Consider the following 23,190-nt stretch of genomic DNA (forward strand, 5'->3'; position numbering starts at 1 on the left):
GGTTCTCATCATTGTAAGTATAAAACCAGCAAATACAAAGGCATACATAATGCCATGAAAGCAAATGGAACTTTGATTCTTATGCATATTTATATTATAATGTGTATAATTAAGTTAAATAAGACTTGACTGTATTATTTTTAGGAGGTTATTATGAAAAGAATTTCACCATTTTCAAGAAAGATGTGGGCATTAGATGGATTTATCTCAGGGGGGATATTTCTGATAATTGCAGTTATTTTGAATGTGTTTTTAGAGTTTAATGCTTTATGGAAATACATATTAGTAGGAAGTATATATGGAATAGTATTATTAGTAATAGTATATTCACGGATTATGCCAAAATATAAATATGAAAAATTTAGATATGATATTGACGGGGAAAAAATTAGTTTGATATTTGGAGTGTTTAGCCAAAGAAATGTAATTATTCCTATGAAAAGGGTACAGTATGTCGACACAGAGCAAGGAATAATTATAAAAAGATATAATTTAATAAACCTAACAATTCATACAGCTGGGGGAGCTTATAAGATTCCTTTTTTAGGAAAAGAGATAGGGGATAAACTCCAACTGGATATAACAAATATTGTGCGAGATATAAGTATATGAGAGAACTTATACATCCTCATAAATTCACTATATTTTCTGAAATATTTAAATCTTTAAAAGACAGCATGTTTCCACTCATTATATTTTTAGTATCATTAGGATCTAAAATTCCAAAGAAGTACGGTGGGAATTATACTGAAATTCTTATAGTAATTATTTTTTTGATTTTAATTGTTGTTTTATCTATATTAAGATGGATGAAAAACGAATATAGCTTTAATAATGAAGGTATATATCTAAAATATGGAGTTTTTGAAGTTCATGAGAGAACATTACCTTTTTCACAAGTGCATAGTGCAGATATATCCTCATCTCTAGTTCAAAGAATATTTAATGTTTGTAAGCTTGAAATTGACACACTTGGAGGAGATAAAAAGTCTGAAATTTCTATTTTGTTATCTAAAGATGAAGCATTAAGAGTAAAAGAAGTTATATTTAATGCAAGTAAAGAGAAAAATAAGGTTGAAATTGCGCAAAAAGATAATACACGTAAATTTACTTGTTCTTTAAAAGACTTATTTGTGATGGCAACAATGTCTACAAAGATTATAGCAGGATTTTTTATAATGTTTGCATTCTATTCTAAGATAGAAGATATACTACCAGATGAGCTAAAAAACTGGGCTGAGTCGTCTATTAATGATAGCGTAAAAGACGTTAGTAGGGTCGACATAATAAAATATATAGTTATATTAATTCTTATTATTTTACTTATATCATGGATAATATCTGTCCTTATAACTGTAATAAAATATTATAAATTTGAGGTTGTACGCGAAGAGGATAATATTAAATTATCATATGGTTTATTAGATAAAAAAGAAGTAACTATTCCGGTAAAGCGAATTCAAAGTATAACAATAGTAGAAGGACTTATTAAAAAGTCATTTGGATATTTTTCGCTAAATGTTGAGACAATAGGGTATGGTAAAGACAAAGGTGAAAGCACAATGATTTGTCCTATTGCTAAGAAGAAGATTCTTAATAAGTTTTTTGAGGATATAATACCAGAAATGAATATTACCTATGATTTAATGAAGTCACCTAGAAGAGCCTTAAAGGGATTCCTTTTGGTTAATTTGATAGGTTATATTATAGCAATTGCTTTAATAGTTAAATTTGCGCCTTATGGATATTACGTATTTATACTGCTACCTATAATAGTGATCTGGCAATATATACAGTTCGGTGATAATGGCATGTACACCGGTGATGATTTAGTTGTACTTAGATATAGAAAATTATCAAGGGAAACAGTTATAGTTCAAAGAGAATGTGTTCAGTCAATGGAGAAGATACAAAATATTTTTCAAAAGAAAAAATCTATTGCTAAATTTAAAGTGACTATAGCCGGAGACATCGTAGGCAAATCATATCAGGTTGGGTATATGGATGAAAACTACATTAATAAGAACTATATTGATATAAGAGATATTAATTAAATAAGTATAATACTATTTGTTAGGGGGGAATGTAGCATTATGGAGTATATTGGAGTTATGGCATTTATATTAGAGATAAGCAATATTGGGTTAAGCGATAAAGTTAAAAGAAATAAAGGAGTCTATAAATTTTGATTAACAGAAATATTAATTTTATTAAAAAATATATTAGAAAGTTACATTCACAACATCCCGTCCATGAATCATTTAGATTTGGAATACTCCTGGCAATTGCTGGCGGATTTTTGGATGCTTATACTTTCATAAGTCGCGGCGGTGTCTTTGCTAATGCTCAAACTGGAAATATTGTACTTGTGGGTATATACGCTTCAAAAGGAGAATGGATTAGTTCTCTTACTTATATTCCACCTATATTAGCGTTTGTAATTGGAGTAATAGTTGTTCAGATAATAAAAGGTAATTCGTCTCGTCTATTTATACTTGATTGGCCACGAATTGTTTTAATTTTTGAAATTATAGTGCTATTTATAATAGGATTTATTCCTAAGACCATTCCTGATATTATTGTAAATGTTACAATTTCATTTGTTGCAGCAATTCAAGTATCTTCATTTCCTAAACTAGCTGGTTCATCATATAGCTCAACTATGTGCACAGGAAATTTACGAACTGCTTCGCGTGAAATATATATTGCATTTACCCAAAAAAACCATGAAGCGGCTATTCGCGCTATTAGACTTTTTATAGTTGTTCTATCATTTTTAATAGGATCATCTTTAGGTGGACTGTTAACATTAATTATTGGAGTTAAAGCAATATGGGGTGCTATGGTTATATTAGTTTGTGCTTTTGTTTTATACGTCATTAACATTCCAGAAACAAATAAGCACAATACAAATTAATTTTGTATTTTGCTTATTTTAATATATAGGGTTATATTCTGTCGTTATATCAGCTCCTGCGGAGCTGAAATGTCGTTAAAGTAGATAAGTAAAAAAAAATATGAAAATAATATAATTTTCTAATTAAACATTGTAAAATTAAAGCAATTTATGATATAATTGGATGAAAAAGTAGAAACGTAAATAAATTTAGGAAAATATGCCTTTAATAAGTACTCCCTAAAGATTATTAAGAATTAAGTGAGGTATTCAAAATGATAACAAGTAATTTGTATACAATTCTAGTAGTAGATGATGACGAAAATAATTTATTTACTGCAAAAGCTCTTATTAAAGAGTACATAGATGCTAGGGTGATACTTGCAGAAAACTCCACAAACGCATTACAAGCACTCATAAAATATCCTGTGGATTTAATAATTTTAGATGTACATATGGAAAGAGACTTGGAAGGTTTCGAACTAGCACAAATTATAAAAAGCAGAAAAAAGACACAACATATTCCCATTGTATTTTTAACTGCTTCATATATAGATGATGAATTTAAAAGAAAGGGTTTTAAAATAGGAGCAGTAGATTACCTTACAAAACCCATTGATGACTTTTTGTTTATAAATAGAATAAACGTATATTTAAGACTTATTGAAAAAGAAAGGAAAATGAATATATTTCTAAAGCAGCAAGCTGAAGAATTAAAAGCAGCGAAAAATGCAGCTGAGGCAGCTAATGAAGCCAAAGATATGTTTCTTGCAAATATATCCCATGAACTTAGAACTCCTTTAAACATTCTGCTTGGAGCTTCGCAATTAACAAAATATTATCTTGAAAATGATGAAGTATTAGATAGAGAAAAAATAAAGACAAAAACCAAAACACAGGTTCAAAATTGTTATAGGCTTATAAGATTAGTTAACAACTTGATAGATATCACAAAAATAGATTCTGGTAATTTTACTCTTAACAAATCAACATATAATATTATAAGTGTTGTGGAGACAATTGTAACATCTGTAGTAGGACATGCATCACTTAAAAATATTAAAATAACATTTGATACGGATATTGAAGAGATAATGATGGATTGCGATTTAGATGCCATTGAAAGAATTATGTTAAATCTTTTATCAAATGCTATAAAGTTTACCTCAGAGCATGGAAATATATACGTGAATATTAGTAATAATAATAATAAAATCAAAATCAAAATTAAAGATTCAGGTATAGGAATTTCTTTGGATAAGCAACAGTCAATATTTGAAAGATTCAAACAAGTGGACAAGCTTCTTACTAGAAGAAGTGAGGGAACAGGTATTGGACTTAATCTTGTTAAATCTTTAATTGAAATGCACGGTGGAACTATTCAGGTTAATAGTGAATATTTAAAGGGCAGTGAATTCATTGTTGAAATTCCTATTGTTAAAAATAGCAATGTTGAAATTTCTCAAAATAGTTCTAGTAATATTTTTAGTGATGTAGTTTCAAAAACTAAAGTAGAATTTTCTGATATCTATTTTTAAGGGGGAAAACAAATGAGAAAAATATTATCAATTACCCTTATTATCGCTCTGACAATGTCATTACTAACTGGATGCTATATAGAAGTAAATGATACATCGAAAGCTACCCAAAAGATTAAAATTGGTGTTTGTGTTTCGGATGTTAATGACAGATTCACTTCATATTTACTTGATGAGATGAAGAATTATTCTAAGTCTTTAGACGATGTTGAAGTAGAATATGTGGACTCAAAACATGACTCTAATATAGAATTGTCAAATGTTAAAGAGTTAATATCTAAGGGAGTGGATGTTATAGTTGTAAGGCCCGTTGATACGGATTCATCGAAGCCTGTAACAGATATTGCAAAGCGTTCTAAGATTCCAATCATAAGTATTGGCACTCCGTTTGAAAACCCAGATGATTCATCATGTTATATAAGTTCAGATTCAAAACAGGCTGCAATACTGGAAATGGAATATCTTTCAAAGAAAATGAATTTCAAGGGTAATGTAGCAATTATGATGGGTACCATGGGTCAAGAAGCAGAGAGATTAAGAACTCAAGGTTTTCGAGAGGTAATAGCAAAATACTCGAACATGAAAATTGTTGCTGAGCAAACAGCTGAGTGGGACATGTCTAAAGGGATGGCGTTAATGGAAAGTTGGCTTGAATCTGGCAAAGAGATTAATGTTGTAGCCTCTAGCAACTCTGAAATGGCAATTGGCGCATTAACAGCTATAAAGGCTGCGGGAAAACATGACAAGATATCGGTAGGTGGTATAGATGCTACTCCTGAAGCTCTTAATTATTTAAAAAGTGGCGACTTAGCTGTTCTAATATTCCAAAATGCGGTACTGCAGGCTAGGTGTGCCATAGATACTGCAGTTAAAATAGCAAAGGGCGAAAATGTAGAGAAAATAGTAGTTTTTCCAAATGAATTAGTTGTTCCAGAGGATGTCGATAAATATATTGCTAAATTAAAAAAATAGAATATTAACACAAATTCAAAGCGATATAGATTTTCTATGTCTACTTTTAAGGAGAAATTTATGAATAGGTTTAAAAACATTAGTATAAAGCAAAGATTTTTTATATTATTTTTTATTTGTATTATAACATTCATAGGGTTTGGAACCTTTGCTTTAACAGGGCTTAGTAACTTAGCACAAATAACTAACAATCTATATAATCAATCATCAAAGGTTTCTGACGCAACAGTCAAAGGAAAATTGAATTTGATTAAAATTGAAAGTTCTATTAAGGATGTAATTTTATTATCAAATAAGGATGAGATTCAAAGGAAAATAGATGAAGTTAATCAATATGAAATAGATCTTCAAAAAAACTTAGATACTATAGGAGCAAATTCAGCTGATGATAACACCAAAAGAAATTTAAAAGATGCTAATAATCTTCTATCTAAATGGTGGAAGCCACAAAGGGATGAAATTATAAGAAATGTACTTACAGGTAAGAAAGATGTTGCAATAGATATATCTCAAGGGATTAGTTCGGATTTCGTTTCCCAACTTGAACTTGATCTTAATAATATATATTCAAGTTCCGCGACTAATGAAATCAGTTTAATACAGCAATCTGATAAACTGCAATCTTCACAGAGAATAGCCTTGATTTTTACTTTAGTAATTTTAATAAGTATACTAATATTATCATTTATAATGGTGTCAAGAAGTGTTTTAGATCCTATTAAAAGATTAAGTAAGCATATGTTTAAAACAACTGAGTCAGGGGATTTAGAAGAATTTATAATCACCCAAAAGAATGAAATTTCTGCAATGGCGCAGGAATATAATATATTGATAAATAAATTAAAAAATGAATTTTGGATAAATGATAAATTAAACTTATTAAATGATGAAATGGATGGGAATATATCTGTAAAAGAATTATCGCAAAGGGCAATAAACTTTTTATCTAGATCATTAGATGCTGGAGCTGGAACGTTTTACTTATATAATGATTTAGATAAGAAACTTATGCTAAATTCATCCTTTGCTTTTACGCAAAGAGATAGATTATCTAACATATACGAGCTTGGTGAGGGAATAGTTGGACAAGTAGCTTTAGAAAGAAAGCCTATACTTCTTACCAATATAACAAAATCTGAAGCAGTAATTTGCACTGGAACTATATATGAGGCTCCACTTAATGTTTATGCTTTCCCATTAATTTATGAGGATACTTTATATGGAGTTATTGAGTTATCTTCCTTTGGAACTTTTACTAAATTAAAAAAGAAATTTATAGAAATAGCAAGTAACACCATTGCTATTAACCTATATACTACAATTCAAAATCAAAGGATTAAAGAACTATTAGAGATAAGTAAAAAGGCAACTAAAAAGGCACAAGAAATATCAGTTGAGTTAATAACTGCAAATGAAGTATTAGAACAGCAACAAGGACAACTTCAGGTTCAAACGGAAGAACTTCAGCAAACTAATGCTCAACTTGAAGAGCATCAGCAGGTACTTCAGCAGCAAAGTGAAGAGATGCAACAAACTAACGCTCAGCTTGAGGAAAATCAATCTCAAATAGAAGAACAGTCAAAGCTTTTAAATATCAAAAATGAAGAATTAGAAAAATATGGTCAAGAGATTTTGGAAAAATCAAAAGAATATGAAATGGCAAATATATATAAATCTCAATTTTTGGCAAATGTTTCTCATGAACTTAAAACACCACTAAATTCTATTATATTGTTATCTAAACTTTTAATAAGAAGTTGCACGGACATTACTGCGTTGGATGCACAAGAAAAAATAAAGGTTATTTTTAATTCAGGGCAGAATCTGCTTAGCTTAATAAATGATTTTTTAGACTTATCAAAAATTGAGGCAGGGAAAATAGATATAAATTATAGGGATTTTAATTCAAGTGAACTAATTTCTGAACTTAGTGGTTTGTTTAATGAAAATGCAAGAGAGAAGGATATCCAATTTATAGTGGAAGATCAATTTAAAGATAAAATTTATGGGGATAAAGAAAAAATTTCACAGGTGGTAAGAAACTTTTTATCTAATGCATTTAAATTTACGCAGAAGGGTCTTGTAAAGCTAAAGATTGCAAGAGATACAGATGATGAAAATAACATAGTATTTTCTGTGTTGGATACAGGAATTGGTATACCAAAAAATAACTTAGAGACAATTTTCGAAGAGTTTCACCAAGGAGATGGATCTATTTCAAGGAAATACGGTGGAACAGGGCTTGGACTATCTATAAGTAGCAAGTTATGTGCTCTTATGAAGGGGAAAATAAAAGTAACTAGTGAGCCTTTAATGGGAAGTACGTTCTTATTATATTTACCATGTATAGTCGCGCAGCAAGCGCTTGCTCATGAGCAAGAGTTTATTAATAAGCATGAGCAAGTTGCAAAGCAAGAAGTGGCAGCAGTAAGCGAGCATAATCAGAAAAAATTGCTTATTATTCAAGATGATATAAATTCAATTCAATCTATTAATACAATATCCGAGGGGATAGGTTTTGTAACAATTACATCAATTAGTGCAGAACTAGGTCTTAAACTTATAAAAGAAAATGAAAAAAACAATAAAATTGATGGTATTTTATTGGACTTAGCATTACCGTGCAAAGATGTAATTGAATTACTTAAAGAAATTAATAAAATATTAGAACAAAATAATTTAGTAATACCTATTATAATTTATACGGAGATGAACATAAGTAAAGAGCAGGAAAAAGAGATTCAGTTATATTCTCATAGCATTATCATTAAGACTACAAACTCCTATGAACGTCTACTTGATGAATTAACTTTAATATTTCATAATGTTAAAAATGAAGAAAAATATAACAATATTATTACTTCGAAAATTAATAAGGATATAGCCCTAAATCTTAATAATAAAAAGATACTAATTGCAGATGACGACCCTAGAAACATATTTGCACTTGCAGCCGTATTAGAAGATTATGGCGCAGAAATTATTGAAGCTGAAAATGGAGAAGTTGCACTAGAAAAGCTTAAAGATGAAGAAGTGGATTTAATTTTAATGGATATAATGATGCCTGTGATGAATGGGTATGAAACAATTAAAAAAATAAGAAATACTGATAAAATCAAACACATACCAATTATAGCGACTACAGCAAAATCTCTAAAAGGTGATAGCGAAAAGTGTTTAGAAGCTGGAGCCAATGATTATATTGCAAAACCAATTGATTATGATGTGCTAATAACCTTGGTAAAAGCATGGATTACTAAAGATTAAAGAGTGATGGAGGACAAATTTGGAGTTTGAAATAATTTACAATGAGGCAGAAGCTGATATAGTTGTTATGGGAGAGTTTGAAGACTCTAAGCAGGCGGTACGATTAATAGAGCTTTTGGACTATGCCAGCAAACAAAATTTTAATATAACGTTTCTAGGAGCTAATGTAATTCCTAAGGTTGTATTAGAAAAGTTTTTTATGATACAAGAGCAAGAGAAATGTACAGTTTTTGTTTTAAAAAGATATTTATACTCATATCTACAAAACATAGGACTAAAATGTAGATACATTGAAAGAAAATTCGATTTAAGAAAGTCATCATTAGAAAAGTCAAACTTATCTGGTAAAAATGAAGTTTTAGATAAGGAAGAAGTTTATAGCTTTTTAAAGGAGCTAAACAATGTCTACGGTTATGATTACACCGAATATCAAATAGATAGTATAATGAGGCGTTTAAACATAGCTATGATAAAGGAAGGTACCACAAGTTTTAACTTATTTAGAGAGCGAGTTTTGAATAATCAGTTATATTTTGAGAACTTGTTTCTTGATTTTTCAATAAATACTACGGAGTTTTTTAGAGATCCTAGCGTGTTTGATTTAATAAAAACCAAAATATTGCCCTATTTAAATTCATATAATCATATTAAAATTTGGTGCGCTGGTTGTTCTAATGGAAAAGAAGCTTATTCATTGGCTATAATGTTAAAAGAGGCAGGAATACTGGAAAAAACTCAAATTTATGCAACGGACATTAATCCTTTTGTTGTAGAGGAGGCAAAAAATGGGATATACTCCAAAACTACATTGGAGAAAGATATAAGTAATTACAAAAGCGCCCATGGAGAAAAAAACTTTACCCAGTATTTTGATATTAATCATACCTGCATAAAAGTTAAAGAGGAACTTAAAAGAAATATATTATTTTTCCAGCATAGCCTGATTAGTAATGGGACGTTAAACGAGTTTAATCTGATATTGTGTAGAAACGTATTTATATATTTTAATGATAGCTTACAGGAGAAAATGCTGAAAAACTTCCATAATTCTTTAGATAGTAATGGTTTTTTAGTTATGGGAAAGAGCGAAGGAATGATTAGAAATAACGGAGGAAAATATTTTTGTAAGTATAATGAGATGCTAAAAACTTATAAAAAAAGATAAACTAAATTAAATAAAAACTCTTTTAGTAGAGAGTGAGATATGTAAAAGTCGACGTTAATGTGTTGGCTTTTTTTTATACTTTAGTTTCATACTATATAAGGAATGAATTAAAACATCCATGAATATTATATAGTGGTTACTAATTTTGTTAATCTTGAAAAAAATTTAAGATATAGTAGAGAAGAAAATATAATTAAAATGAAGAGGGGGAACATGAATTTGATGTGTGAGGAAAAAGAAAAAGAAAATGGCGAGGGAAAAATTAGTTTTGTAGAAATCTTAAATGAAAATAAAAATATTATAAGAAAGGCAATCTTTAGAATATTAGACACAACAATAATATATAATGAAGAAGAGGATTTCTATTATACATTGGCCACCTGCGTTAATGAGAATCATGAAATAGAAACAATAAGTATAGAAGAATTTGGTATATATGAAAGTGTTGTTGATTTTAAAGGTGCGTTTATTGATTATGAAGAGTATGAGCAAAATTCAGAAACAAAATATAATGGAGTAATATATTGTTTATGATGTATAAAAAAAAATTATTTACTTGAATTTTTGGATGTTTCTTTAGGAACATCCAAATAATTTAATACTGATATTGACAGCATCAATTTATAATGCTAACATACTAGGTATACAAGATTTAAATATAAAGGGAGGTTTAATTATGGAAATTGAATTATTTGAAAAGAAACCTTCCGAGTCTATAAAAGATTATACATACAAGGTCTTAAGAAAAAATATTATTGATCTTAATCTTAAACCAGGACAAATTATTTCTGAAAATGAAATTGCAACTAGTCTTAAGGTTAGTAGAACACCAATTAGAGAAGCATTTGCTAGATTAGTTTCGGAGGAATTGTTAGAGATTTATCCTCAAAAAGGTACTCAGGTTTCGTATATAGATTTAAATCGTGTTGAAGAAGCAAGATTTATGAGATTAAAACTAGAAGAAGCGGTTATAATACTCGCATGTGAAGATTTTTCTGAAAAATCTTTATTTGATTTAGAAGCAACTATTAATCAGCAAGAATTTTTTATTAATAAAAAAAATTATATTGGAGCTTTTGATTTGGACAATTCATTCCATGAACTTGTTTTCAAAGGATGCTCAAAAGATCGAATTTGGAATGCAATTCATTTTATGAATGGTGATTTTGATCGTGTAAGGGCACTTAATATAATATCTAGCATGAACATGAAGACTGTACTTACCCAACATAGAAATATTATTAATGCTATTAAAGCCAAAGATAACGCGCTTGGCGTAAGATTAATTCGTCAGCATCTGACAAAAGTAAACGTTGATAAAATGATATTAGTGGGAGAGTATCCTACATATTTTAAGTAGGAAGTATCCTACATATTTTAAGTAGGAAGTATCCTACATATTTAATAAGACTTGCATACAAGTATACTTAGTATACAAAATAATATTAATAAAGTAACTAATATGAGGAGGAAAATTTTATGAAGATGACTTTAAGATGGTTTGGTAGTAAGTACGACGCGGTTACACTTAAGCAAATAAGACAAATTCCAGGAGTTACTGGGGTTATTACAACGCTTTATGATTCAAAACCTGGTGAGGTTTGGAGCACTGACGCAATAAAAGCAATGAAAGATGAAGTTGAAGCATCAGGTCTTGAGGTGTCCGGAATTGAGAGCGTAAATATTCATGATGATATTAAAATCGGGCTTCCTACAAGAGATCTGTATATAGAAAACTATATTAAGACACTTGAAAACCTTGCAAAGGAAGGAATCGATCTTGTATGTTATAATTTTATGCCTGTATTTGACTGGACAAGATCTGACCTTGCAAAGATGAGAACAGACGGGTCTACAGTTCTTTCTTACGATCAGGAAATTATAGATAAAATAGATCCAACTAAAATGTTCGAGCAAATTGATTCTAATTCTAATGGATTTGTAATGCCAGGATGGGAACCGGAAAGACTTGCAAGAGTACAGGAATTATTTGAATTATACAAAAATGTGGATGAAGAAAAACTATTTGAAAACCTTGTGTATTTCTTAAAAAAAATTATGCCAACTTGTGAAAAATTAGGAATGAAGATGGCTATTCATCAAGATGATCCATCATGGTCAGTATATGGTTTACCAAGAATTATAAATAATAAGAAAAACATCCAAAGAATGCTAGATGCGGTTCCTGTTATGAATAATGGTCTAACATTATGTACAGGATCTTTAGGATCTAACCCAAATAATGATATTCCTGATATGATTAGAAGTTTTAAAGGAAGAGTTCATTTTGCTCACCTAAGAAATATTAAACACCTTGCACCAGGTAAGTTTGATGAAGCAGCGCACTTATCATCTGATGGTTCACTTGATATGTTTGAAATTATGAAAGCACTTTATGATATTGGTATGGAAGGCCCAATAAGGCCAGATCACGGAAGAATGATATGGGGCGAAGTTGCAATGCCTGGTTACGGATTATATGACAGAGCTCTCGGAGCAACATACTTAAATGGGTTATGGGAAGCAATAGATAAATCATCTAAATAAAGAAATACAAAATTTTATGAAGAGGTGACTAGTATGAAATTAAATGAAAATGCATTAAAAGATGTTGCGACTTGGGAAAATGCAGGATTTAAACTCCCTAAGTTTAACCGCATGCAAATAAAACAAAATACTATGGCAAATCCTAATTGGATTCATTTTGGAGCAGGTAATATTTTTAGAGCGTTTACTGCTAATCTGCAACAGAATATTTTAAATAAAGGTAAAAGTGACACTGGGATTATAGTTGCAGAAGGATATGACTATGAAATTATAGAGAGTATGTATAAGCCTCATGATGATTTAAGTCTGCTTGTTACTTTAAAGGCAGATGGAAACATTGAAAAAACAGTTGTAGCAAGTATTGTAGAATCTCTAATTGTGGATTCAGGAGATGTTGTGAACTGGGTTAGATTAAAAGAGATTTTTGTTAATCCCAGCCTTCAGATGGTAAGTTTCACAATCACTGAAAAAGGATATAGCTTAGTAAGTCCTAAAGGTGAATTTCTTCCTTCAGTTATTGAAGACTTTAAGAATGGACCTAATGCTCCAGTAAGCTATATTGGTAAACTTACATCTCTTGTTTACTCGAGATATGTAAGTGGGAAGATACCACTAGCACTAGTAAGTATGGATAACTGCTCACATAATGGAACTAAACTTTATAATGCAGTTAGTACATTTGCTAAAAAATGGGCAGAAAGCGGCATTGTAGATGCAGGATTTGAAGCTTATATTAATGATCCCAAATTTGTATCTTTCCCATGGAGCATGATTGACAAGATTACTCCAAGACCTGATGAAAGCGTAAAAGAGATGTTAACAAAAGTTGGTTTTGAAGATGTAGAGTATGTTGTTACCTCAAAAAATACTTATGTAGCTCCTTTTGTAAATGCTGAGGAACCTCAGTATCTAGTAATAGAGGATATTTTTCCTAATGGAAGACCTAACCTTGAAGAGGGTGGAGTAATATTTACAGACAGAGAAACTGTTGATAAGGTTGAGAAAATGAAGGTTTGTACTTGCCTTAACCCACTACACACAGCTCTTGCTATATATGGTTGTTTGCTTGACTACAATTTGATTTATAAGGAAATGGAAGATCATGATTTGAGAGCCCTTGTAGAGCAAATAGGATATGTAGAAGGATTACCTGTAGTTGTAAATCCAGGTATTATAGATCCTAAGAAATTTATTGATGAAGTACTTAATGTAAGAGTTCCAAATCCATTTATGCCTGACTCGCCACAAAGAATTGCTACAGATACATCTGCTAAATTGGGTATTCGTTTTGGTGAAACAATAAAGGCTTACAAAGAAAGAGATGACCTTAAAGTTACGGACTTAAAGCTTATTCCTCTTGTTTTAGCTGGTTGGTGCAGATATCTAATGGGAATTGATGATAATGGAAATAAAATGGAGATAAGTTCTGATCCAATGCTTGAAGAAGTTACGCCTTTCGTTTCGGGTATAACTCTTGGAGATAAAGGACCATTTAATGCACAACTTAAGCCGATTTTATCAAATTCTAATATTTTTGGAGTAAACCTTTATGAAGTTGGACTTGGCGAAATAGTAGAAAATTACTTTGAGCAGTTGGTAGCAGGTAAAGGTGCAATTAGAAAAACTTTGAAAAAATATGTTGACTAATCAAATATACGTTTAGAAATATTTTCTAAAAACAAAAAAGTAGCCTCTTATTTAATTAAGAGGCTACTTTTCTATAATCTATATTTCATAAAAATGTAGATTAAGGTATAATGAAATTTAGAACAGTGTAATTATGATATTTGGTAATATAAACAACATTAATGATAAGGAAAAAGGTTACTTAAAATTAATTTATAGGAGTGGTATTATAATGAGAGTTTCTTTTGAAAAGATGAAAAATGAATTTAAAAGAGTATTAATAAAAAAAGGTCTTAGTGACGAAAGAGCAGATGCATCAGCTGAGTTATTTACGCAAACTAGCTGTGATGGAGTTTATTCACATGGATATATTAGATTTCCAAAAATAATTGAGTATATAGATAAAGGATATATAGATATAGAAGCTGTTCCAAGTAAAATAGAAGGAATGGGAGCTTTTGAAAAATGGGACGGAAATACTGGAATGGGTAATTTGAATGCTAAATTTTGCATGGATAGAGCTATTGAGCTTTCAAAAGCAAATGTAATTGGATGTGTGGCATTAAAAAACACTAACCATTGGTTGAGAGGTGGTAGTTACGGATGGCAGGCAGCTGATTCTGGCTGCATTGGTATTTGCTGGACTAACACTCTTCCAAATATGCCAGCTTGGGGTGCAAAGGATAGTAGAATAGGAAATAACCCTCTAATACTTGCAGTGCCAAGAGAAGGAGGTCATGTAGTAGTAGACTTAGCTATGGCTCAGTTTTCTTATGGTAAAATTGCAGTAACTAAATTAAACAATCAGAAATTACCAGTAGATGGAGGTTATGATTCCCAGGGAAATATTACTAAAGATCCAGAGGAAATTGAAAAAACAGGCAGAGTATTACCCATAGGATATTGGAAAGGCTCTGGAATGTCAATATTACTAGATTTAATAGCTACGATTTTATCTGGTGGTAACTCAACTTATAAAATAGGCAAAATTGAAGGCAATGTAGAATATAATGTGTCACAAATATTTATAGCAATTGATACAAGTAAAGTGTCCGAAAATGAATTTTTAAAAACAGCAGTTGATGAAGTAATTAATAATATTAAAAATTCAGAAAGAGTTGATGAAAAGAATGAAATCTTTTACCCAGGTGAGAGAACATTAAATACTAGAAATAAAAATTTTGAAAATGGTATACCAGTAGACGAAAAGATATGGAAAGCTATAGAGAATATGTAATAAAATTTTATATGATTTGAATGGAGAGTGTAATATGTCAATTAGCGAAAAATTTTTACTAACAATCCTAGAGACTAGTGATGTTCATGGATCAGTTTTACCTGTGAATTATTCCGATAACTCATATGCCAGTTTAGGACTTGCTGCTTTATCCAACATAATTAATTTAGAGAGACAAATAAACAGTAATACTTTACTTATAGATAATGGAGATATGCTTCAAGGCTCGGCGTTATCATATTTCCATGCTAAAATAAATAATAATTTTCCAAATCCAATGATCGAAGCCATGAATCTTATGGGTTATGATGCTGCGGTAATCGGCAATCATGAATTTAATTATGGTAGGGCATATTTAGATTATGCTATTAAAACTTCAAATTTTCCATGGTTATGCGCTAATATAACAAATAAAATTTCAGGTGAGCCATTTACGAGCAAACCGTACATTGTTAAAACCTTTGATAATGGATTAAAAGTAGGTATTTTAGGACTAACAACTAAGTATATTCCTAATTGGGAAAATCCAGAAACTATTATTGACTTAAACTTTGAAGATGTAGTGGAGAGTGCAAAAAAATGGCTTGATATAATGAAAAATGAAGGCACTGATATAAATATAGTATCCTATCATGGTGGGTTTGAAAGAGATTTAGAGACCGGTAAGGCCTCGGAAATACTCACAGGAGAAAATCAAGCTTATGAATTATGTATGAATGTGGATAATATAGATGTACTTTTAACTGGGCATCAACATAGAATTGTAGAAAATATACTTTTAAATGGTGTTTTGGTTTTGCAGCCAGGTCATAACGGTAGTGTTATTGGCAAAGCAAACATTGAGCTTACTAAAAACTCTGGGAAGTGGTCTATAACGCGCAAAAAATCTTCTGTTATTGAAGCAAATGGAACACAAGTTAATAAAGAGATTTTAGATGTGACCCATAACATAGAAGACTCAACGCAAACATGGCTTGATACTCCAATTGGACATATAGAAGGTGACATGGTTATTAAAGATACATTTGAGGCAAGGCTTAAAGATAATGCTTATACTGAATTTATAAATAATGTTCAGATGGATATTGCAAAGGTTGATATATCAAATGCAGCCATTTTTGACAATAACTCCCATGGATTTAAAAGCAATGTTACTATGAGAGATATCATAGCAAATTATAAATATCCCAATACACTTAAGGTAATTAGTTTAAAAGGCGTTGACATTAAAACGGCTCTTGAAAAATCTGCAGGATACTTTTGCATAGAGGATGGGAAAATAAAGGTTAAAATGAATGGGAAATATTCTAAACTCCATGATTATAATTATGACATGTGGGAAGGAATAGAATATGTTATAGATGTTTCAAAACCTATAAACTCAAGAATTACCCAGCTTAATTATAAAAACCAACCTCTTAATATGGAGGGAGACTATGCTGTTGTAATGAATAATTACAGAGCAGGTGGAGGTGGTAATTATTCAATGTTTAAGGGGAAACCTATTCTTAAAGATATAACTATAGATATGGCGGAGCTAATTGCAAACTATATCCTAGTAAGAAAAACAGTTAAGGTAGAGGTTAATAACAATTGGAAGGTTATATATTAAGTAACATTTTACAGTACGGGGAAATGGACGATGTCACAAGACGATATTATTAGAAATACATTGTTTGCAGTATTATGTATATGTTTTGTTTTTTACTTATTTTTGGGTATCTATAGTTACAAGAGTAAGAGAAAGGATGGAAATCAATACAAGACATATTCCTCAAAAATGGAAGAAGATTAGAATGGGCTAAATATTATGCGAATGCTGCAAGAGAAAAAAATATTATGTGTATTTGAAGAATGTGGCTTACCGCCTGGTAAGCCATTTTTGTATTTTGTGAATAATCTTATCCCTTCTTATATATATATATAGATATAAGAAGGGGTTGAGAGAATGATTTATAATGTTTTAATAGGAGGAGCTGCGGGTCAAGGCATGGAAACCCTTGCTACAATACTCGAGAAACTTTTAAAAAGGAAAGGGTTTGAAATTTTTACGTTGCAGGATTACATGTCAAGGGTTAGAGGAGGGCATAATTTTTTTCAAATTCGTTTTGGGGATGAAGAGATATGTTCTCATTGCGATAAAATCGATGGTATTATAGCTTTAAATAGTGAAACCATTGAATTACATGTAGATCAGCTCAAAGATAATGGTTTTATTATTGTAGATGGAGCGATAGATTATAAAGATGATAGAGTGTACAGTCTTCCTTTAATATCACTTGCGAAAACTCTAGGAAACCCAAAAGTTTTTGGAAGTGTAGCACTAGGAGCACTACTTAAATTATTTAATTTAGATTTAAGTTTTGTGGAGAATTTATTAAAAGAAACCTTTAAGGCTGAAGTGGCTGGTCAAAATTTTGCTGCTTTCGAGGTTGGATATAAAGAAGTTTCGCCTATTTATAATATTGTTTCTAATAAAAAGGACCAAAGTATATTAATTAATGGTAATGATGCCATTGCTTTAGGAGCTTTAGCTGCAGGGTGTAAGTTTTACTCAGCTTATCCTATGACACCTTCTACGACTATAATGGATTATCTTGCTTCAAAAATGGGGGAAGCTGAAATAGTAGTTGAACAAGCAGAAGATGAAATAGCTGCAATAAATATGGCCATTGGAGCGTCTTACTCAGGAGTACGTGCAATGACAGGAACCTCTGGTGGTGGGTATGCTTTGATGGTAGAGGCAATAGGACTATCAAGTATGTTAGAAGTGCCTCTAGTGGTTGCTGAAATACAAAGACCTGGTCCTACAACGGGCTTTCCAACTAGGACAGAGCAAGCAGATCTTAAGTTTGTTATATCGGGAACTCCAGGAGAAGTCCCAAAAATGGTAATAGCTTTAAGAGACCCTGAGGATTGTTTTTACCAAACTATGAGAGCTTTTAACTTAGCTGATAAATACCAAATTCCAGTTATCTTGCTAGGGGATCAATTTCTTGCAGATTGTCTTAAAACAGTAGTACCTTTTGATTTTAAGAGAATTAAAATTGAAAGATATTTAAGTGAGGAGGAGTACATCGGGGATAAGTTATATAGAAGGTACGAAGTAACGACATCTGGTGTTTCTCCTAGAATAACTCCGGGTAGATTGCCAGGTAAAACTGTTTTAGTGGATAGTGATGAGCATGATGAAACTGGCCACATAACAGAATCGGGACCTGTAAGAGTTATAATGAATGATAAAAGATTAAGAAAAATGGAATCTCTAAAGATAGATTTATTAGAACCAGAATATATAGGGCAAGAGGATATAGATACATTATTAGTTGGTTGGGGATCATTGTACGGACCGATTAAAGAGGCGGTTAAACTTTTAAACTCAGAGGGATCAGAGAAATATGGCGCTTTAGTATTTGGAGATGTTTGGCCATTACCTGAGAAATTACTTAGAGAGAAGAGTCTTAAAGCCAAAAAAACAATAAATGTTGAACAGAATGCAACTGGGCAACTTGCGTTACTTATAAGAGAAAATACGGGAATACAAATGGATGGAAGTTATTTAAGGTATGATGGAAGACCAATAGCCTCTGAAGATATAGTTAAAAGATTAAAGGGGGTTATATAACATGGTTGATTGTAATATTTCTACTTCAGAAACAGCATGGTGTCCAGGGTGCGGAGATATAAACATACTTTCGGTATTAAAAGAAACTCTTATAGAGCTTGGAAAGAAACCTCATGAGGTATTAATAGTAGGAGGAATAGGGCAGGCCGCTAAAACAGCGCAGTATATAAATACAAATGGATTCTGTGGCCTTCATGGAAGGGCCCTACCCCCAGCAGTTGCAGCTAAAATTGCTAATAAAGCAATGACAGTAATTGTTAATACAGGAGAGGGTGATGCATATGGAGAGGGGGGGAATCATTTTATTCATAATGTTAGGCGTAATGTTGATATAACTCATTTTATCCATAATAACCAGATTTATGGTTTAACAAAAGGTCAGGCATCTCCGACTTCAGATATAGGGCACGTAACCACGGTGCAACCATTTGGTTCAAATAATATACCAATGAATCCTGTTTTACTTGCAATAGCACTTGGGGCTGGTTTTGTGGCAAGGGCTTTTAGTAATGATAAGGTAACGCTCAATGAGATAATGCTACAAGCAATAAATCATAAAGGATATGCACTTGTAGATATTCTTCAGCCTTGTGTAAGTTTTAATAAAATCAATACGCATAAGTGGTATAAAGACAGGATATATAATCTTGATAAAAACTATGATAGAGCAAATAAATTAAAGGCAATGGAGAAAGCAATGGAGTGGGGAGATAAAATTCCAATAGGAGTGTTATTTGCAGAAGAAAAACCTCATTATACTGATAAACTAGATTTTCTTAAAAATGGTAAACCACTAGTAGATAGTGAAATTGATATAGATAAAATTAGTGGGTTTATGAATGAGTTTATGTAGATTGTTACTCCTTAAGACTACAATCGAATGTAGACAATAAAATATTATTTGAAGTAAAGTGGATAAATAAAGATTCTTATGTTAGTTTTAAGGCTAAAAGGCTAAATTAGGTGAAACAAAGGATACTGTCTTCTATAGCGATAGGGAAGAAGATCCATCTTTCTTATTTAAAAATTTTCATTTGCTTAAGGACGATTTTTAGTGGAGGTGCATGAGATATACATCACGCTCATGCCAGTTGTAGAGTTTCTAGGTTATATATTTATACCATTATCATACCTTTTTGGATTACTACAGTTTAACAGCTTTATAGTTTATCTTATTATTGCATGTGTAACATAGTCGTGATGATTGAATTTCAAATAAAATATTTATAGAGTACTTTAAGTAGGGCTATATAAGAGATTAGAGGATATAAATCCAGTAGGGGTTACTTAGATGTATAGTTTGTCCCTTTACATATTCTATATTTTTGTGTATTATAATATTTATGTGCAGTAATATATTTATGTGTAACTAATAAATATATTCACGGATAATATATTGTAAAATGAAATAACATTAGGGGATGAAGAATTGAATAAAAAAATTGGTTTAGTTATAATGGCAATTGGGGTAACTATAAGCATTGGTTTTACTAGTGTTGCACATGCAGATACTGCATCAGATAAGGCAAAAATTCAGCAAGTTAGAACTCAAAGAAGCAATCTTGAAAATAAAGTACAGATGATGGACAATCAAATTGAATCAGTTATGATTAAAATAGACAGTAATGAAAGTAATATAACTAAAACACAAAAGGACATCAAGCAAAATAAAATAGATATTTCAAAAGCAGAGGCTGATATTAAAGCAGAGCAAATTATTTATAATAAAAGAATGAGAGTAATGTATATGAATGGGTCATCAAGCTATGTAGAAGTTTTATTAGGTGCAAATGGTGTAGAGGATCTTATATCTAGATTAGAAGTTGTTAAAACTATAATAAAATTTGATCAAGCTGTTATTGATGATTTGAAAACAAAACAGGAAGAAATTGTTTTAAAAAAGAAAACGTTAGATGCAGAAAATACAAAGTTATTAGCTTTAAGAACTGATAATAAAAGCAAACTCGCTACTTTAACAAAACAAAAATCAGATCAAACAAAATTAGTAGCACAGTTAAATGCGGAGGAAAATCAATATACAGCTCAGCTTTCAGCAGATCAAGCTAGTGAAGAAAGACAAGCTGCCGCTAGTCAACCTGTTTTAGTAGCAAGTCAAGCTACGGCTCCTAGTGTAAGTCTTTCAAGAGGTGGAGCTTCAGTCTCTTCTAATGCAGTTATAGCATATGCATCAAAATTTATGGGAATTCCTTATGTCTGGGGTGGGACAAGCCCTTCAGGCTTTGATTGCTCAGGTTTTACACAATATGTATTTGCACATTTTGGCGTAAACTTACCAAGGGTTGCACAAGCACAACAAAACGTAGGAACACGTATATCTAGAGCTAACCTTCAACCAGGGGATTTGGTGTTTTTCGGAAGTCCTGCTCATCATGTTGGAATATATGTTGGAAACGGCAGCATGATAAATGCGCCACACACAGGTGATGTAATTAAAATTCAACCATTACATAGTGGCTTTACATATGGACGTAGAGTTAATTAAATCATCTCCTGCGGAGCTAAGCATTAACGACTTCAGAAGGAGGAGACTTTCCTTCTGAAGTCGTTAAAAAGGGAAGATCAAGTAAAACAAGGTACGATTTTAGCAAAAAATCGTACCTTGTTTTTTTTCGTCTAAAGAAAGAAATTGTTGTGCGTAGTATTTTAAAAATAGTCAAAGACAAGCTATATATATTATAACATTTCTGATATAATATAAGTAAATATCTGAATATTTTGAAAGTTAAGATGAAAGCTAGCGTATTAATGAGAATTCTTATTCAAAGAAAAGTAAATCTGAGACTCTTAACAGTATATTAAGAAGCTATTACATGATGAAGAGGAGGATTATTATGAAAATTCAATTCTATGGAGCAGCAAAAACTGTTACAGGTTCATGTCACATTTTACACATAAACGGAAAGACTGTTTTGCTTGATTGTGGTTTATATCAGGGCAGAGATGAAAAGGTAATTGGAAATGAGGAATTTGATTTTATTCCTAAAGAAATAGATTATGTGATTTTATCACATGCCCATATAGATCATAGTGGAAGAATACCGCTACTTTATAAGATGGGATTTAAGGGAGAAATTTTATCAACTGAAGCAACAAAGGACTTATGTAGTATTATGCTTCCAGACAGCGGACACATTCATGAATTTGAGGTTCAGTGGAAAAATAGAAAAAGAGCACGCCGAGGATTAAAAGCTTTAGAACCACTATATACAGTTAAATTGGCTGAGATGTCGCTTGATCTTTTTAGAGCAGTTCGCTATGATGAGATTACAGAGGTTTTTGAAGGGTTAAAAATAAGATTTAGAGATGCGGGGCATCTTTTGGGTTCGGCTATTGTTGAATTATATATCACGGAAAAACATGAAGAAGAAGTAAAACTTGTATACAGTGGTGATTTGGGCAATATAAATAAGCCGATTTTAAAAGATCCAACCATCATTAATAATGCTGATTATTTGATAATAGAGACCACATACGGTGATAGGGTTCATCCTGAGATTGTGGAAGATTTAAAGGATTTATTGAAAATAATTAAGGAGACCTTTGCAAGAGGAGGAAATGTTATTATACCTTCATTTGCAGTGGGGAGAACTCAGGAAATTTTATATGAATTAAATAAATATGTAGAAAATGATGAATTGAAGGATATTAAAGTTTACATCGATAGTCCTTTAGCTATTCAAGCAACAAAGATATTTGAAATCCATAATGAGGATTATGATGAAGAGGCTAAAGAATTTGTAATGAAGGGGGAATATCCTTTTAGATTTGATGGTTTGAAATTCTCAATTTCTGCACATGATTCAGTTGAAATAAATAAAGTTAAAAGAAATGCAATAGTTATTTCTGCAAGTGGTATGTGCGATGCAGGTAGAATAAAACATCATCTTAAGCACAATTTGTGGAGAGAAGAATCGTCAATTGTTTTTGTAGGATATCAAGCAGAAGGTACCTTAGGCAAAAATATAGTTGGTGGTGCAAAAATGGTTAAAATATTTGGGGAACTCATTGCTGTTAAAGCTCATATTTATAATTTAGAGGGGTTATCAGGACACGCTGATAGAAACGGTTTATTCAATTGGATAGAAGGATTTATGGAAAAACCAAAGGAAATTCTGCTTGTTCATGGAGATAAAGAAGCACAGGAGAGCTTTAAGCAGTTATTGGATTCTAAGGGTTACAGCTCTAGAATAGTTGAAAGGGGCGAGGAATTCTACATTAACGAAAAAACTAATAGAACTGATAAAACTGATAAACATTATATAAAACATGAAGATGATGAAAAATAGTAAAAACCCA

General features: G+C 31.2%; 18 protein-coding genes. All 18 read left to right on the forward strand.

Features of this window, described 5'->3' with window-relative positions; translation table 11 throughout:
- Positions 1-153 precede the first annotated feature (153 nt).
- The 18 genes from ACREVX_RS02120 to ACREVX_RS02205 all read left to right on the forward strand — a co-directional run bounded on the left by ACREVX_RS02120 (position 154) and on the right by ACREVX_RS02205 (position 23,180).
- On the forward strand, positions 154-612 hold the full coding sequence (locus tag ACREVX_RS02120) for a PH domain-containing protein (protein WP_431542445.1): 459 nt from the start codon (positions 154-156) through the stop codon (positions 610-612).
- Complete coding sequence (locus tag ACREVX_RS02125; protein ID WP_431542446.1) at positions 609-2,054, forward strand: PH domain-containing protein; 1,446 nt, start codon at positions 609-611, stop codon at positions 2,052-2,054. The genes ACREVX_RS02120 and ACREVX_RS02125 overlap by 4 nt, the downstream gene beginning before the upstream one ends.
- Positions 2,055-2,185: 131 nt before the next feature.
- Positions 2,186-2,917 carry a YoaK family protein gene (locus ACREVX_RS02130; RefSeq protein WP_431542447.1) on the forward strand — a complete coding sequence of 244 codons (732 nt, stop codon included), beginning with the start codon at positions 2,186-2,188 and terminating at the stop codon, positions 2,915-2,917.
- A 254-nt stretch (positions 2,918-3,171) separates the two neighbouring features.
- Positions 3,172-4,434 carry a hybrid sensor histidine kinase/response regulator gene (locus tag ACREVX_RS02135; protein ID WP_431542448.1) on the forward strand — a complete coding sequence of 421 codons (1,263 nt, stop codon included), beginning with the start codon at positions 3,172-3,174 and terminating at the stop codon, positions 4,432-4,434.
- A 12-nt stretch (positions 4,435-4,446) separates the two neighbouring features.
- A complete protein-coding gene (locus tag ACREVX_RS02140; RefSeq protein WP_431542449.1) occupies positions 4,447-5,406 on the forward strand; it encodes a sugar ABC transporter substrate-binding protein in 960 nt (319 codons plus the stop codon).
- A gap of 60 nt (positions 5,407-5,466) precedes the next feature.
- On the forward strand, positions 5,467-8,673 hold the full coding sequence (locus tag ACREVX_RS02145; RefSeq protein WP_431542450.1) for a response regulator: 3,207 nt from the start codon (positions 5,467-5,469) through the stop codon (positions 8,671-8,673).
- Between the two features lie 19 nt (positions 8,674-8,692).
- On the forward strand, positions 8,693-9,838 hold the full coding sequence (locus ACREVX_RS02150) for a CheR family methyltransferase (protein WP_431542451.1): 1,146 nt from the start codon (positions 8,693-8,695) through the stop codon (positions 9,836-9,838).
- 213 nt (positions 9,839-10,051) lie between these two features.
- Positions 10,052-10,372, forward strand: coding sequence for a hypothetical protein (locus ACREVX_RS02155; RefSeq protein WP_431542452.1), 321 nt, complete (start codon positions 10,052-10,054; stop codon positions 10,370-10,372).
- A 142-nt stretch (positions 10,373-10,514) separates the two neighbouring features.
- Positions 10,515-11,198: a GntR family transcriptional regulator gene (locus ACREVX_RS02160; RefSeq protein WP_431542454.1), complete on the forward strand. Its 684-nt coding sequence runs from the start codon at positions 10,515-10,517 to the stop codon at positions 11,196-11,198.
- A 119-nt stretch (positions 11,199-11,317) separates the two neighbouring features.
- Positions 11,318-12,385 (forward strand): mannonate dehydratase, encoded by a 1,068-nt coding sequence (gene uxuA, locus ACREVX_RS02165; RefSeq protein WP_431542455.1) that lies wholly within the window; start codon positions 11,318-11,320, stop codon positions 12,383-12,385.
- Positions 12,386-12,418: 33 nt separating this feature from the next.
- Complete coding sequence (locus tag ACREVX_RS02170) at positions 12,419-14,032, forward strand: mannitol dehydrogenase family protein (RefSeq protein ID WP_431542456.1); 1,614 nt, start codon at positions 12,419-12,421, stop codon at positions 14,030-14,032.
- Positions 14,033-14,243: 211 nt separating this feature from the next.
- Positions 14,244-15,248, forward strand: coding sequence for a 3-dehydro-L-gulonate 2-dehydrogenase (gene yiaK / locus ACREVX_RS02175; RefSeq protein ID WP_431542458.1), 1,005 nt, complete (start codon positions 14,244-14,246; stop codon positions 15,246-15,248).
- Positions 15,249-15,282: 34 nt separating this feature from the next.
- The gene (locus tag ACREVX_RS02180; protein WP_431542459.1) at positions 15,283-16,860 is read left to right on the forward strand and encodes a bifunctional metallophosphatase/5'-nucleotidase; all 1,578 of its coding nucleotides are present in this window, start codon (positions 15,283-15,285) and stop codon (positions 16,858-16,860) included.
- 30 nt (positions 16,861-16,890) lie between these two features.
- The gene (locus ACREVX_RS02185; protein ID WP_431542460.1) at positions 16,891-17,043 is read left to right on the forward strand and encodes a hypothetical protein; all 153 of its coding nucleotides are present in this window, start codon (positions 16,891-16,893) and stop codon (positions 17,041-17,043) included.
- A gap of 153 nt (positions 17,044-17,196) precedes the next feature.
- Positions 17,197-18,873, forward strand: coding sequence for a 2-oxoacid:acceptor oxidoreductase subunit alpha (locus tag ACREVX_RS02190; RefSeq protein ID WP_431542461.1), 1,677 nt, complete (start codon positions 17,197-17,199; stop codon positions 18,871-18,873).
- A gap of 1 nt (position 18,874) precedes the next feature.
- Positions 18,875-19,726, forward strand: coding sequence for a 2-oxoacid:ferredoxin oxidoreductase subunit beta (locus ACREVX_RS02195; RefSeq protein ID WP_431542462.1), 852 nt, complete (start codon positions 18,875-18,877; stop codon positions 19,724-19,726).
- A gap of 576 nt (positions 19,727-20,302) precedes the next feature.
- A complete protein-coding gene (locus tag ACREVX_RS02200; protein WP_431542463.1) occupies positions 20,303-21,376 on the forward strand; it encodes a C40 family peptidase in 1,074 nt (357 codons plus the stop codon).
- A gap of 349 nt (positions 21,377-21,725) precedes the next feature.
- Positions 21,726-23,180 carry an MBL fold metallo-hydrolase RNA specificity domain-containing protein gene (locus tag ACREVX_RS02205; RefSeq protein ID WP_431542464.1) on the forward strand — a complete coding sequence of 485 codons (1,455 nt, stop codon included), beginning with the start codon at positions 21,726-21,728 and terminating at the stop codon, positions 23,178-23,180.
- Positions 23,181-23,190 lie beyond the last annotated feature (10 nt).

Source organism: Clostridium sp., from assembly GCF_050717545.1.
Classification (GTDB): Bacteria; Bacillota; Clostridia; order Clostridiales; family Clostridiaceae; genus Clostridium_AD.